At 50.5% G+C, this 14,694-nt stretch carries 14 protein-coding genes; 1 reads left to right on the top strand and 13 read right to left on the bottom strand.

Annotated elements, in window-relative coordinates; translation table 11 throughout:
• Nucleotides 1-63: 63 nt before the first annotated feature.
• Nucleotides 64-489, top strand: coding sequence for an arsenate reductase (thioredoxin) (gene arsC, locus AB4Z33_RS28285; protein WP_442053106.1), 426 nt, complete (start codon nucleotides 64-66; stop codon nucleotides 487-489).
• A 27-nt stretch (nucleotides 490-516) separates the two neighbouring features.
• On the opposite strand, the gene AB4Z33_RS28280 is transcribed toward arsC, so the two are convergent.
• The 13 genes from AB4Z33_RS28280 to AB4Z33_RS28220 all read right to left on the bottom strand — a co-directional run bounded on the left by AB4Z33_RS28280 (nucleotide 517) and on the right by AB4Z33_RS28220 (nucleotide 14,187).
• On the bottom strand, nucleotides 517-909 hold the full coding sequence (locus AB4Z33_RS28280) for a hypothetical protein (RefSeq protein ID WP_442053105.1): 393 nt from the start codon (nucleotides 907-909) through the stop codon (nucleotides 517-519).
• A gap of 92 nt (nucleotides 910-1,001) precedes the next feature.
• A complete protein-coding gene (locus AB4Z33_RS28275) occupies nucleotides 1,002-1,460 on the bottom strand; it encodes a GNAT family N-acetyltransferase (RefSeq protein WP_442053104.1) in 459 nt (152 codons plus the stop codon).
• A 251-nt stretch (nucleotides 1,461-1,711) separates the two neighbouring features.
• Nucleotides 1,712-2,797 carry a polysaccharide deacetylase family protein gene (locus AB4Z33_RS28270; protein WP_442053103.1) on the bottom strand — a complete coding sequence of 362 codons (1,086 nt, stop codon included), beginning with the start codon at nucleotides 2,795-2,797 and terminating at the stop codon, nucleotides 1,712-1,714.
• A gap of 295 nt (nucleotides 2,798-3,092) precedes the next feature.
• Nucleotides 3,093-4,232 carry a 5-methyltetrahydropteroyltriglutamate--homocysteine S-methyltransferase gene (locus AB4Z33_RS28265; protein ID WP_442053102.1) on the bottom strand — a complete coding sequence of 380 codons (1,140 nt, stop codon included), beginning with the start codon at nucleotides 4,230-4,232 and terminating at the stop codon, nucleotides 3,093-3,095.
• 167 nt (nucleotides 4,233-4,399) lie between these two features.
• Entirely contained in the window at nucleotides 4,400-5,110 is a 711-nt protein-coding gene (locus AB4Z33_RS28260; RefSeq protein WP_442053101.1) for a glycerophosphodiester phosphodiesterase, read from the bottom strand.
• 1 nt (nucleotide 5,111) lies between these two features.
• Nucleotides 5,112-6,149 (bottom strand): LacI family DNA-binding transcriptional regulator, encoded by a 1,038-nt coding sequence (locus AB4Z33_RS28255; protein ID WP_442053100.1) that lies wholly within the window; start codon nucleotides 6,147-6,149, stop codon nucleotides 5,112-5,114.
• Between the two features lie 19 nt (nucleotides 6,150-6,168).
• A complete protein-coding gene (locus AB4Z33_RS28250) occupies nucleotides 6,169-6,744 on the bottom strand; it encodes an HAD family hydrolase (protein WP_442053099.1) in 576 nt (191 codons plus the stop codon).
• Complete coding sequence (locus tag AB4Z33_RS28245) at nucleotides 6,741-7,754, bottom strand: ABC transporter ATP-binding protein (protein ID WP_442053098.1); 1,014 nt, start codon at nucleotides 7,752-7,754, stop codon at nucleotides 6,741-6,743. Before AB4Z33_RS28245 ends, AB4Z33_RS28250 begins: the two co-directional genes overlap by 4 nt.
• 2 nt (nucleotides 7,755-7,756) lie before the next feature.
• Complete coding sequence (locus tag AB4Z33_RS28240; protein WP_442053097.1) at nucleotides 7,757-8,800, bottom strand: ABC transporter ATP-binding protein; 1,044 nt, start codon at nucleotides 8,798-8,800, stop codon at nucleotides 7,757-7,759.
• Between the two features lie 33 nt (nucleotides 8,801-8,833).
• A complete protein-coding gene (locus tag AB4Z33_RS28235) occupies nucleotides 8,834-9,979 on the bottom strand; it encodes an ABC transporter permease (RefSeq protein WP_442053096.1) in 1,146 nt (381 codons plus the stop codon).
• A gap of 3 nt (nucleotides 9,980-9,982) precedes the next feature.
• Nucleotides 9,983-10,981 (bottom strand): ABC transporter permease, encoded by a 999-nt coding sequence (locus tag AB4Z33_RS28230; RefSeq protein WP_442053095.1) that lies wholly within the window; start codon nucleotides 10,979-10,981, stop codon nucleotides 9,983-9,985.
• A 119-nt stretch (nucleotides 10,982-11,100) separates the two neighbouring features.
• Nucleotides 11,101-13,107 carry an ABC transporter substrate-binding protein gene (locus tag AB4Z33_RS28225; protein WP_442053094.1) on the bottom strand — a complete coding sequence of 669 codons (2,007 nt, stop codon included), beginning with the start codon at nucleotides 13,105-13,107 and terminating at the stop codon, nucleotides 11,101-11,103.
• Nucleotides 13,108-13,518: 411 nt separating this feature from the next.
• Complete coding sequence (locus tag AB4Z33_RS28220; RefSeq protein ID WP_442053093.1) at nucleotides 13,519-14,187, bottom strand: pentapeptide repeat-containing protein; 669 nt, start codon at nucleotides 14,185-14,187, stop codon at nucleotides 13,519-13,521.
• Nucleotides 14,188-14,694 lie beyond the last annotated feature (507 nt).

The following is a 14,694-nucleotide window of genomic DNA, read 5'->3' as shown; positions in this document are numbered from 1 at the left end:
GAATTTATGGTTGTAAGTTGATGATCATAAATTCAAATTCCAATTCTAAGGGGTCTTTTAAAAATGTCTAACAAACCACTTGTTTATTTTCTATGTACGGGGAATTCATGTCGGAGTCAAATGGCTGATGGTTTCTTGAATGCCATTGGCGGAGATAACTTCGAAGTCAAAAGCGCTGGACTTGAAGCGCATGGTTTGAATCCTAAAGCGGTTCAAGTGATGAAAGAAGCCGGTGTTGATATTAGCGCTAATAGCTCTGATGTTATTGATCCTGAGATATTGAATCGTGCAACTTATGTCATTACACTTTGTGGTCATGCTGATGAGCACTGTCCTGTTATTATGAATCCAAATGTCACCAAATGGCACTGGGGTTTTGATGACCCAGCCAAAGCGACAGGGACGGAAGAAGAAATCATGGAACAATTCCGTACGGTCAGAGACGCCATCAAGGCTCGAATCGAACTGTTCGTGAGAGATGGAAAGTAGACGCCAGGCCGTTGATCGCATACTTCTTCAACGGCCTTGTAACCTATTACTCTCGACGTATTGCCTTATATCGTTCACTATTATTAATGCTTCTTGTAAGTTCTCCACGCTCCCACCGTCATTATATTTCTGCACTAATTCTGCTACATATAGAATATCATTCGAAACCCCGTAATCATTAACAGTGTGTGCTAACGCTTCATATACATCAGGTTCAAGTGCCTGGTTATCGAAGCCGGTTATATACGTTCCGTTGTTCGAAACAATTCGCTCTAGTCGATTGCTTGCATCTTCAATTGACAAAGTTAGAGCGGGCTTTCTTGCGAATGCATCGGGCATATAGGTTTTAAAGGCGATTCCGCCCATAATCAACACGGCTAAAATAATAGCGATTAGGTCGCGTTTTAATTCGCTAGTCATGGTAACCTACCTCCTAAAGCTCTTACTCATTTCACAATACTAGAATTCATATTGCGAAACAACTAAAATTTCCCATCAGCAAATGTTGACGATTAATTTGGTTTGATATGATATAAAACATGCTTGCAAAGCGGACTGCTGCTCCCCACATTCGGGTGATCAAAGGTTTTGACAAAAGAAAGGCTTAATTTCTTCATTACTTTTTTCGAAGGCTCGTTAATATCCGCTGTAAAACTAAACACCTCGTCAAAGCCTAAACTATCTAAGCCATATAGCAAACATGCTCTTGCTCCCTCCGATGCATAGCCTTTACCCCACGCCTCTTTGTTAAGCCTCCATCCAATCTCCACGCAAGGTGTAAAATCCGCCTCAAACGCAGCTCGATGAAATCCAATGAACCCAATAAACCTATTTGTATCTTTCTCCTCAACCGCGTACAAGCCAAATCCAAATTCCTTAAACTCGTCTAAAATCCTGTCATAGAACGCCTTGGTCTCTTCAACATTTAAAGTATTTGGAAAATACTCCATCACCTCTTCATCCTCGTTCATCCGGCTAAAAGGCCCGGTCATACCCTATCCAACCACGGTGACCTATATACAATTTTCAAAAGRGTTTGAAGCTATCATGTTACCTGTTTCTCTTCTACCATGCTGCAACTCACCGCAGTTCGAACCGTTTGCGCCGTCACACACACGGAATTGGTGTCAGAAGAAATTGAAACAGCTACAGGCAAGGACGAGAATAAAAAGTCCTTGCCTGTAGCTGTTGTGCTGTACTGGATATGTCTTCAACTTAACTGTTATTCTTCTTGCAAAACAATCTCGGCTTCGAAACCCAGCTGTTCACACAGCTTGTGAATACGGCGCATGTCCTGTGTGCTGGTAATCCACTCGCATCCCAAGGCTAATGCCTCATGTGCCGCCCATTGCAGGATATATACCAAGGCATCCGTATGTGCTTCCTTCGTAGCGAAGTCCTCCAGCACTAGCGCGTCGCCGCGGACGGAAGCACGAACGTATGCCCAGTGCTGTTCGGCAAAGCTGCGAGCGACAAAACGCGTTTCGCCATCTGACTGGATCAGCATTGAGAGTTCTTGTAGCCATTTACTGTAGGCGCCGGTCCCTGTAGGAGCGTTCGGGTTTCCCCATTCAAGCGAATCGGCGGCCAGCTTCCGCAATTCATCTTCCCCAGTTACACGTTTCCACTGTTCACTATGGAAAGAACCTTGGAGAGTCGGTTTGAAGCGGACTTGCCAGCTACGCTCGCCTGTCCTGATGCCATCAGCATGAAGCAGTTGGGATACGGGAACCACGGCAAGACCTTTTGTGTAAGTATGGTGTACAAGCGATTTAACGGCCTGGGGTGTCTCTTTGGCGATTTCATTGGCATGAAACATTAAAATAGCCCCGTTAACCAGCTTTGGTATCACTCGCTCCACAAGTTGCGCGCTTGGTGGTCCCGACCAGTCGACGGTATCCTCTCCCTCGATGACCATGTAGTTCCACTCTCGGAGCCATTCCAAATTCTCCTCCCGATATGAGGCGTAAGGAAAACGCATGAAGGCAGGAACCGGCCGTCCCGTTGCCTCTTGATAAGCCAGCTCAGCCAGCTTCAACTCTTCGAAGAAAACGGATTTGGTCACATGTGCCATATTGCGGTGATGGTACGTATGCGTTGTGAGCTCATGGCCCCTAGCGAGCATTTCTCTTGCTTTCGCCGGATACCGATCGAACCACTCGCCCGTTAAAAAAAACGTTCCGCACGCCCCTCCCTGCTCCAAAGCATCCAGCCATGCATCAACAGGAATACGCATCGGACCGTCATCGAACGTAAAGGCACAGTGAGAAACCGCTGAATTGCCGCGAGTAATTACCGAGTTTGTCATCAGAAATCCCCCATTCTATGGTATCTCCTTCCAACATGATACCGTTGAGCCTATTGTAAAACCCATTAAACGTTTTGTAAAATTGAATAAAATGAATAAATGGTTCGAAAATTTTGAATAGGGGTATAAAGCCTCATCGAATCCTTCATGTTGGACAAGATCGTATATCCTTACAACAAAAAAACCGCTGTTGATGCGGTTTACAATGCTTTAGTTTCCTATCGTAAAAACAAAATCATAATAAAAAAAAAGACCGCATTAAACGCGGCCTCTTAAACAGTTCGAAGACTATAACTCATTTCCAAATTTCATCAGCAATTTCCTTAATAAAAGCGAGTTTCCTCCATTGTTGCTCCTCTGTCAGATAATTGCCTTCTTCCGTAGAAGCAAAGCCGCATTGCGGGCTCAAGCAAATTCGGTCAATATCAACGTATTGCTTCGCTTCTTCAATACGCTTCAGTATATCTTCCTTGCTTTCTAGCTCACCAAATTTCGAGGAAAACAGACCTAGCACGACCTGCTGGTTGTCCTTCAAGAAGCGAAGTGGCTTAAAATCGCCTGCGCGCTCGGTATCAAACTCCAAATAGTAACCGGAATAGTTATCGATACCCAGGAGGGTCTGCGCAATAGGCTCGTAACCTCCGCCGACTCCTGCATAAGTCGAAACATAATTACCCCGGCATACATGTGTAGTCACAACGAGATCGTCCGGCAGATTGGATACAACTTCTTCGTTCAGCCTCGCGAATTCGTTCGCGTACTCGGTAACGTTCACGCCGTTTTGCTCCAAGATCGTCATAAATTGCTCGTCGCATAGCGCTCCCCATGTACAATCGTCGATTTGGATGCTGCGGCAACCAGCTTCATAGAAAGCAAGAATAGAGCTTTTGTACGCTTTTGCAATATCGGAAACAAGCTCTTCTCGATTCGGGTAGATCGCCTTCGTGCTTTCCTGATTTTCTGCCCTGTCTAGCTCGAACAAGAACTGCGCTGCCGCCGGTATCGATTGGCGCGCAACTACTCCCTCTCCGGCAACTCCTTTCAAAAATGCAAAATGCGAAACAAACGGATGGTTACTGCAACCTATTTTACCGGTTAAGCGAGCTGTTTCGGGTCTAGATTGCGCTCCGTTAAATTGGTAGCCGTGATCAATGATTGTCCGTTCTACGCCGTCAAATCCCCAGAAAAAATCGAGATGCCACCAGGAGCGGCGAAATTCTCCGTCGGTTATGGCTTGAAGACCAACCTCTCTCTGTTTCTGTGCAAGCTTAACGATCTCTGCATCTTCTACGCTCTTTAGTTGCTCGGCTGAAATTTCACCGTTTTGGTATTGCAATCTAGCGGTTTTCAGCACTTTAGGACGAAGGAAGCTGCCAACGATATCATATCGAAAGGGAGTAACGGATCGCTGTTTAGGTTCGGTTTGAATATTCATAGTTAATCTCCTTTGATCACAAATTCATTATATAAATAAGGTAACATATCCAAATGGTTATATCTCAATACCAATAAACTATACATGGTTATAGCAATAGACTATAACCAATCAATGCGTCCTAAAAGAAGAAACCGCCGAGACTAGTGTCTTGGCGGTTTCTTCTTTTAGGGCGCTAGGAGGCTGAGCAGCAACTCCGGCTTGCGCGTCGTAATGGCATCAACGCCCATCCGGATGAATCGCTCCATCTGCGAAAGCTCGTTAACCGTATAGACCCACACAGTAAGCCCGTACTCGTGTGCCGTCTCCGCGATCGGCTCGAAGCAGGTCCGGTAATTCATATTGAGGCCTGCGTACCCTTCTCGCTTCGCCGCTTCGCAGATGCGCTGTGCGAACTTGTCGTACTGCTCCAGTTGCCGTGGATCAACCTCGACCGGCGTATTGATCATGACCGGAATATCAGGGAAGCGAGCCGTCAATGTCTCCGAATAGCCCGTAATATGGACTCGCTCACGGGCTCCGTACTGCCGAATGAGCTTGACGGCCGGTTCGATGCTGGCCGCCGATTTCAAATCGATATTCAGCTTCGTTCCAAGCCGATCCGATACTTGCAATATTTGCTCCAGCGTCGCGATTTCATGCTCCTCATAAGCCGGGTCAATACGCCGCCGCATGTCGGGCCGGTTCAGTTGCTCGAACGTGCAGGTCAACAAATATGGAGATTCGTCATGCAGCAGCACAGCCGTACCGTCCATAGCGGCATGCACGTCCACCTCCACGATATCCGCCCCGCTTCGGATGCCTTCCATGAACGAAGCGAGGGTGTTGTCCGGACTTATGCCGCTGCCCGTATGGGCGCCTATCATCGGTCTTTTCAACCTACCGCACTCCTTCTATTGAAGAACAGGAGGCTCTCTCCACGATTTTACTTGCGATAATTATATGGTTCGGATATACGCCCTCGTTGCTGCCGAGCTTATGCATGAGCAGCTTGACGGACTGCGCGCCCAGCTCGGATGGCTGAAGATCCATGCCGGTCAGCGCCGGGGTTGTCTGATGCATCATCGATAGATCGCCGCAAATGACGAACAGGGAAATATCCTCGGGAATGCGAAGACCCATATCCTTAATCGCATTCATGGCGTTGAAGGCCGCGCGGTCGTCGTCAGCAATGATCGCCGTCACCTTCTCTCCGCTTTCCCGAATGACGCGTAACGTCTCCGCATAGCCGTATTGCAAATAATCGTCCGCAAAGATGGGAGGCTTGTAATGGTGCATAAAATCCCGCATGACGAGCTGATGCTTCGCCAGTGCTTCGATGAACGCCGCTCTTCTCTCCACGGAAACGGTCATCCGTTCCATCGCGTTCAGAAACATTAAATTTGTATGCCCTCTAGCGATCAAATAATCGCAAATGTCATGCACGATCCGCTCGTTATCGTTGTTTACCGTAGGCGCGTCCTCTACAAGCGAATTGAAAATTTTGCCGACCGTGACGAAGGGGATGCCGTTCTGATGGAGCAAGTGAATCCGCTCGTCCTCCTCCATCGGCCCAAGCACGATCGCGCCGTCGATAGGATAGCTCGCCAGGGAGGGCGTCTTCACTTCCAGCACCGGAAGCATATCGAGCAACACTCTGTAGCCGAACCGGGAAGCCTCCAGCAGGACGTCGTTAATGAATTGGTTGTGAAACGCGCTGAAGAAGAAGTTGCCGTGCGGGACGGTTAACCCGATCGCCATCGTTTTCTTTGTCGCCAAGCTTCTCGCGATGTGATTCGGAACGTAATTCAGCTCCTTGGACGCTTTAAGCACCTTTTCCGTCACTTTCTTGCTGGTCGGCCTTTTCTGGCTGAACACGTTGGAGACAGTTCCTTTGGATACGCCAGCGAGACGTGCTACGTCATCGATTTTCGCCATGGCTAGCCGTTGCGCCCTTTCATGCTTGAACACGCTTCTTCGAGGCGAGCCCTTCATTCAAGTGATCCGCCAGCTCTACTAGCGCAAGCGGCTCTTCGATCGTGTACACCGGCCGCTCCGCGGGATCAACCGATGTCTTCGGGTAACGCGAGGTCCAGTTCAGATGCACGCTCGTGATGCCGACCTGATTCGCTCCCCTGACGTCGCGCGACAGATTGTTGCCGACCATGATGATCCGGCTCCGGTCTTGCTCGCCAAGATCCATCGCGCCCATGGCCGCCTTGAACATGCGCGGATTCGGTTTCTCGACCCTCATCTGTTCGGAGTAGATCAATACTTCGAAATAATCGTAAAGACCGTTTATCGTCAACAGGTTTTTGAACGATTGGGCCGATCCGTCAGCTACGATCGCCAGCCGATAGCCGCGATCCGCCAGCGTTCTTACCATCTCATCGGCTCCTGGAATGACTCCGCCCTCTATAACCGTGCCGTGCTCGTCGCGCACCTCCGTGCCTTCATCGATAATCGTATCCCCGCAATCGAGAAAAATAATAAGTTCTTTCGCTTCATTGTCCATCGCTTGTTCACCGTTCATGCCTTGCCCCCCCTTAATGTCAATTGATCCGCGTAATGGCAGGCCGCCATATGGTTATCTCCGATTGCCCGCAATACGGGCACTTCCTTCTCGCATCTCTCCGTTTTGTACGCACAGCGAGGATGAAAGTGGCAGCCGCTGGGCGGATTCGCCGGATTCGGTACCTCGCCTTCCAGGACGATCCTCTCCTTCTTCAAATCCGGGTCCGGTTGCGGCACGGCGGATAGAAGCGCCTCGGTATAAGGATGTCTGGGCTGCCCAAACATGGAGTCGACGTCAGCCATCTCCACCACCTTGCCCAGATGCATAACCGCCACGCGGTCCGAAATGTTCTCCACGATCGACAGATCATGCGAGATGAAAATATATGTGATTTTGAATTGCTCCTGCAGATCCTTCAACAGGTTAATGATTTGGGCTTGGATCGACACGTCCAGCGCGGATACCGCTTCGTCGCATACGATCAGCCTCGGCTGGGTAATGAGCGCCCGCGCAATGGCGATCCGCTGCCGCTGTCCGCCGGAGAAGGCATGGGGGTAACGTTTAAGATAGCTGGCGTTTAACCCCGTTTTCTCCGCGATGGCCGACACTTTCTGTTCCACCTCGGATTTAGGTAGCTTGAAGTTGGCGATCAGCGGCTCGGATATAATATCGAATACGCTCATCCGCGGGCTTAGCGATGAGTACGGGTCCTGGAAAATCATCTGAATGTCTTTTCTGAACCTTTTCGAATCGGCGCCCTTCAGTTTCAGGAAATCAACGGACTCTCCGCTCTCCGTTCGGTAGACGACTTCGCCGGAAGAGGCATTCATGCCCCTCACGATGCATCGGCCGAGCGTCGTCTTGCCGCAGCCTGATTCCCCGACGATGCTCAGCGTCTCCCCCTCCAGCAGCTCGAAGGAAATATCCTGCAGCACCTGCACGGATACCGGTTTGGCGAACAGCGCCTTTTTGGACTTTACTTTGAAATCCTTTTTGAGATTTTTAATTTCCAGTATGGGCTTCGCCATCTTTACTGCCCTCCCTGCTGATCCGAATACAGGAAGCACCTGACCGTGTGGCTGTCGGAAATAGGCGTCGCGGGCACGGACCGCATATTGCATACGCCTTCGATCCGGTCCTTGCAACGGTCGAAGAAGCCGCACATCGGCGGCATATTGACCGGAATCGGCACCGTGCCTTCGATCGATTCCAGCCTTTTCGTTTTATTGCCGCCCAGCCTCGGCATCGAGCGCAGAAGCCCTTTCGTATACGGGTGCTTCGGATTGCGGAAAATCTCCTTCATGGGCGCCTGCTCGACGATTTTGCCGAGATACATGACTGCCACTTCATCGCACATTTCAGCGATGATGCCCAAATCATGCGTCACCAGCAGGATCGCCATGCCGAATTCCTGCTGTAGACGCTTCATCAGCTCCAGCACCTGGGCTTGAATCGTCACATCGAGCGCTGTCGTCGGCTCGTCGGCGATCAGCAGCTCGGGATTGCATGACAACGCCATCGAGATCATCGCCCGCTGGCGCATGCCGCCGGAGAACTCATGCGGGTATTGGTCGAATCGCTTTTCCTGGTCCGATATACCGACCTTGCTCAGCATCTCGAGCGCGATTTTCTTCGCTTCCTTCTTGCTCTTGGTCCGGTGGATCAGAATCGCTTCCATGATCTGATTCCCGATCGTGTACATCGGCGAGAAGGCCGTCATCGGCTCTTGAAAGATCATGGCGATTTTCCGCCCCCGAATGGAACGGATCTTCCGGCCATTCGGGTCCAGAGCCAACAGATCCAGCGGCTCCCCCTTCGCCCCAGGCTCTTGCGACGAATGGTACGCGATAGTTCCCGATGTCTCGCATTCCTTCGGATTAATGCCGATAAGCGCCCGGCTCGTCAAGCTTTTGCCGCAGCCTGACTCGCCCACGAGGCCTAATGTCCTGCCTCTGCGGATTTCGAAATCGACCCCGTCCACGGCGTTCATCACTCCGTTATCCATCTGAATCCGAATCTTCAGATCCTGAACACGAAGAAGCGGCTGTTGCGGTTGAGCGGCCTCTGCTGTCATATGTATCCCCTCGCTATAACCTTGGATTTTGATCTACCTCTTGTATGGATCCGCCGCGTCGCGCAAGCCGTCGCCTAGAAAGTTGAACGTTAAGACGGTAAGAATGACCGTCCCGAGCGGAATGATTTTCCACGGATACAAAGCGATATTATCGATCTTCTGCGCTTCCTGCAGCAGCACGCCCCAGCTGGTGGCTGGAGAACGAATACCGAGTCCGAGGAAGCTCATGGCCGTCTCGGCCAGAATCATGCCGGGAATCGCCAGCGTCGTGGCAACGACCAGGTAGCTGATAAAACCGGGCAGCAAATGCTTGACGATAATTTTCGCGTCGCTCACGCCCGCGATTTTGGCGGCAACGACGTAATCTTCGTTTTTGAGAGAAATAAACTTGCCCCTTACGACCCTTGCCAGTCCAGTCCATTCGATGAACGCGAAGATGATAACGATGTAGATGTACATCCGGACGACCGGAATACGCGGAGGAATCGCCGCGGACAACGCCATCCATAACGGCAACGTCGGGAAGGAACGGATAATTTCGATGACCCGTTGAATGACGGAATCCAGCCAGCCTCCGAAATAGCCGGACGCGCCGCCGATTATCAAGCCTAGTACAAAACTGATGCCAACCCCAACCAGAGGAATGCTTAACGATACCTGGCTTCCGAGCAAAATGCGTGAAAATAAGTCCCGTCCGAGCGCGTCCGTGCCAAGCAGGAAGAGGCGGCCTTGCTCCTCAACGCCGATCAAATGCGTGGAGGAAGGAAGGAGTCCGAGAAACTTGTAGCTCTCCCCTTTGACGAAAAATTGCAGCGGATACTTCTTCTCCGTGTTAAACGTAAACGTTTTGCGCATCGTCTCCGGATCGCGCCCCGACTTCAGCTCGTATACGAACGGCCTGATATGGAACTTCCCTTCCGCATCGACGAATCGCAGTTTCATCGGCGGGGCGTTCACGTATTTGCTGTCGTAGTTTTCCAGCCCGTAAGGGGCTAGAAATTGGGCGAACAGCGCTCCCGCGTAGAGAAGCGCCAGCACGACCAGGCTGACCCGGGCGAGCTTATGCTTCTTGAACCTTACGTACATGAGCCTCCATTGCGAGCTGTAGATCGCGTCCTTGTCCCTGGCCGGCTCAGCGATAACCGCTTGTCTTTTTCCGAACACCRGTATTCGTCTCATAGTCTACGTTCCCCTGAATTCTGTACGAATTTTTGGATCCAGCCACGCGAGCAAAATGTCCGAAATCAAAGTTCCGAGCACCGTCAGCAGCGCCATGAACAGCAGCCAAGTCCCTGCCAGATACATGTCCTGCCCAAGTAAGGCATTGAACATGACCGGTCCTTGAATCGGCAAATTAAGGACGATTGCCGTAATTGTAGACCCGGTGAAGATCGATGTCAGCGACCAGCCGAACGTGCTGACGATTGGATTCAGCGCCGCTCGCGTCGGGTACTTGAACAAAATTTTCCGCTCCGATAAGCCTTTCGCTCTTGCCGTAACGACGTTCGGCTTATTCAGCTCATCTAGCATCTGGCCCCGCATGACGCGAATCAGATCCGCCGTTCCGGATAGCCCGATGACAATGACCGGAATGACCATATGCTTCGCCAGATCGATCGCTTTGTCCATCGACCATGGCGCATTCACGTATTCGGCGGAGAACAAGCCGAGCAGCGGGTCGCCGAACCACGTGTAGGACAGGAACATCAGAATGACGGCCATTAGAAAATGTGGCGTCGCCATGCCAAGAAAGCTCAGCCCCGAGAAGAAATAGTCGCCTATCGAATATTGCTTGACCGCGCAGTAGATGCCGATCGGAATTGCTACTAGATATTGGAATGCCATCGTGACCAAGGATACGGTCAGCGTCAGACCCATATATTGCTTAATGACGGCCAGGACAGGCTTGTTATAGTTAAAAGAGAATCCGAAGTCTCCGTACATTACAATGTCTTTGACCCATATGAAGTACTGCTCGTAAACGGGACGGTCGAGACCGAGATCCGCCCGCATCGCATCCATGTCTTCCTGCGTGAATACCTCACCGGCAACGGACATTTCGGCCGCGTAATTGGATACGTAATCGCCGGGCGGTAGCTGTATGATGTAGAACACGATGACGGATATGAAAAACACGACCGGGACGGCTAGTAAAATACGCTTCAACGTGTACTGTAGCACCTGCTATCCTATCCTCCCCATGACCATTTCGCATCGCGCGAATGTCTTCAGAATGAACACGCCGTCGCAAGGGGAGGAGCTCCCGCTCCGCCCACTGCGACACGTATGCGAAATAAAGGTTACGGCTTCAAATAGAACTGCGCGGGGTGGGCCGCTCCAAGCGAACGGAACTCGTCGGCCCAGATCAGATCCTCCGGAATGTTGCCCATTTTGTTCGATGCGGCGATCAAAGTCGGCGTCGGGCCGGCATATCCAATCACCCATTGGTTCTTCTTGTGCAGCTTGACGATCTCGTCGCCGAGCCGGTTAATCTCTTCGGCCGTTCCGGCCGCCTTGATCTGATCCCAGTACTCGAGAATTTTGGCGACGTCGCCCTCGGGCTTTATGCCTTCCTTACCTCCGGACGAAACGTACAAGCCGTATTGCCCATACCACGGAGTAAGGACGCGAAGCGGCACGAGCGCATCGGGACGGTAAGCGACGTTCACGACGGAAATGTTCTCGATGCTCACCGGCACCTGATTCGAATACTTCAGCTCCTGCAGCGTCGCTTGATCGACAAGCTTCACATTCGTCTTAATGCCCATATCCTCGTAATACTTCTTGAGGAGTTCGGTGTAATTGGCGCTCTCCTCCGAGGAGTCCATTATCGTGAGGGTCACGTCAGAGCCGTCGGGGAACAGCCGGAAGTTATTCTTGTCGCGCTTCGTTAATCCGATCTCGTCGAGCAGCGCGTTCGCCCGGTCAGGATCGAAGCTCGACCATTGATCCGCCCATCCTTCCTGGTAGCCTACGAGCCCTTCCTGGACGGAAGCCTGAATCGGATCCGCGATGCCGTTCGTCACGATTTCCGTAATTTCAGTGCGGTTAACCCCGAGGGAAAGCGCTTCCCTGAATCGGATATCTTGGAACAATGTACGAAGGTTAGGATCGTCGATCGTTTGGTTGAGCTGGATGCCCGATGTCATCCAAGCCGGCTGCTGCCAAGTGATGACGCGGAAATCTCCCTTCTTCTCGTTTTCCTTCAGCACGGTGAAATCCTGCGTCCCGAACGCGGATAAGTTAAAGTCGCCAGCCAGCGTGCCGAGAACCCGCTGGCTCGGATCTTGAATCTTCGTCGCGACGATTCGGTCCAGGTAAGGCAATTGATTGCCTTCCGGATCCGTTTTCCAATAATACGGGTTCCGCTCCATAATGAACTGGTCGCTGTTCGGATCGTTCTTGGCCACCCATGGCCGGAGCGTCGGGATTTGCGGATAAAGCCAGTAATAATAACCGGTTTCCTTCAGGAAGGCGGTCGTATCCTCGAAGCCCCACTGCTTGGCGATCTCCAGCGCTTTGTCCTCGCCGACAAGCTCGGGCAAGATAGTCTCATGGAAATGGGCCGGCGCGAAAAACCATTTGTTGTCGATCGCGACCCGTTCCAGAAACTGTACGCTCGGGTACTTGTGAGCGACCTTGAACGTATAATCGTCCACCTTCGTGACCGTAGCTAACGCTTTATCGCCGGTAACCGGATCAACCGAGTAATAGGCATCGTAGATCGCCTTGCCGAATGTTTCTTTCGTCAGCATATGCTCCCAATAGAACAGCACGTCGTTCGCGGTAAAAGGCTTGCCGTCGGACCATTTCATCCCTTCCCTGAGATGAATGGTGAACTCGGTCGAATTTTCGTTGACCTCATAGCCTTTGGCTACGTTCGGCTCGACGCCGCTGCCGTCCTTGTTGAACCGGAAAAGCGCCTCCTCCGTCGGTTGTCCGACGGACCACTTGTCGCCCGGGCCCGTCCAAGCCATCGTCCAATCGCCGCCGTATTGCCCGATCTGCTCGACCACGGGCTCTACCATGACGTCTGCCTGGACCGGGAGGCGTTCCGCTAGCGGGGGGAGCGAGCCGTCTGCTACGAGCTTTGCGAGCATAGGTGCTTCTTTCTCCGCTATCGTGCCGGTCCCTCCACCGCCCCCTCCACCGCCTTTGCCTTCTTCCTTGTTCTCGGCCTTATTGTCGCTTCTCGGCTTCTCGGTCGCATCCGATGAGGCTGGCGAATTGTTGTTATTCGTGCACCCTGCGGCAATAATGGAACAGATGACTAATAGAACGACTAGAAACTTCCTCTGTCTCCTCAAACTAACCCCTCCATTCATGAACTATGCTTGTTTCCGCTGCACTTCCCTTTGCTTCTTGCCTTCTGCCGATTCTCGGCTGCCGTGAAGATCCGACCGATCACCTCCGTTGCAAGTTAAACCGGTTTAATTTTTTGTAAATTGTATGCGCTTTTTTCGAAAGAATGTCACCTATTAAAGCGGTTTAAATAACAAACCTCACAATATGTAAGCGCTTCGCTATCTTTCTCGCTACCCTATCTGAGACAACGGAAAAAACCTCCCTGTAAAGGGAGGTTTTTCAGTTTCCATTAACCAGCGTCACTTCTTTTTGGAAGATGATTTTCGCCTTTCCGTCGTAAGGATTGTACAGCTCATTCCGCGGACTTCATCCGGACCATATGTCATTGCCCACCAGCTGATTTATCAACCAATTTAAATAACAGTAACCTTAGACAGATCGACATCCATGCCCTTTAGAGAAGCATAAGTCAACTTATCCATCATCGCTCCGTCAAAGCATATGGTTTTAATGACGCGATAATATTTTTTCGTTAACGTAAAACCTGAAATAAAAGACACATTTTTAAGCGTTGCACCCCTAAACGAAACTCCGTTCAATGCCGCCTTATCAAACTTCACGCCAATAAAGGTTTGCCCGTCAAAACGCTGACCGCCCAAGTCGGAGTATTTGAAGTCAACCCCATCAAATAAACAATCTTTAAAAATCGTTTTTCTAAGATCGGTCAGTGTTAACGTCACGTCGGTCAGTCTTACTCCTGTGAATTTGGCTCCATTAAGCCCCGACTTGCTGAAATTGGTTCGCACAAGAATTGTTTTATTGAAGCWTGCATTTGTCAGGTCAAGTCCGGATAGGCTGCTGTCCGTTAGATTGGCGCCGTCAAAATTAGCTTCGCGCATGTCGCTGCTCTTAAACGAACTGCCGTTCAAATCTGCGCCCGAAAAGTCAGAACCATGCAACGCGCTGCCATTAAACTGTCCTTTATGGGCCGTAACGCCAGCAAAGTCACTATTCACCAGGTTGCTTGCGCTAAAGTTTGTTACCACCTTACGTTCCAACGAGCGGGGCAATTTCTGATTCATAACATCATCTCCCTTATAATAAGTTTTTAAATACGCGCTTTGCGTTTTCCAGTTGCTTTTGTTGCGGGCGTAAGCAGCTTTACCCTTTTCGTTAATTCTAAAATATTCATGTAGCGATTATCAGCTTCAGATAAAAGTCATAATATCATCGTGTCGGTATGACAGCAGATCGGATGTAATTTTGTTCTCACTCGTTTAATCACCCCGTACCTGTATAATACGACACACTACCTTGACTGTCAAGGTAGTATTATAAATTAATTACTTTGCCTATAAACTTCGCTCTGCGCGGAACTTCATCGATATATGTTTTTGTCCTTTGACCATACTTTGTCACTTTAAATGGTTTCCTTATCCTCCGACATGTCCCAAGTTCATTTACACAAATCTAATTCAAATAACCCGCTAGCATTAAGCTAAGCGRGTTATTTTTTGTGTGATATTTTAAGTCGACCCCTTGGCTTTTCAACCGACCAAGCCAATTAAATGAAAAAGGCCAAATTAAAC

The sequence above is a fragment of the Paenibacillus sp. 2TAB19 genome (assembly GCF_052115185.1).
GTDB lineage: Bacteria > Bacillota > Bacilli > Paenibacillales > Paenibacillaceae > Pristimantibacillus.
This window is presented reverse-complemented; position numbering and strand designations above follow the sequence as displayed.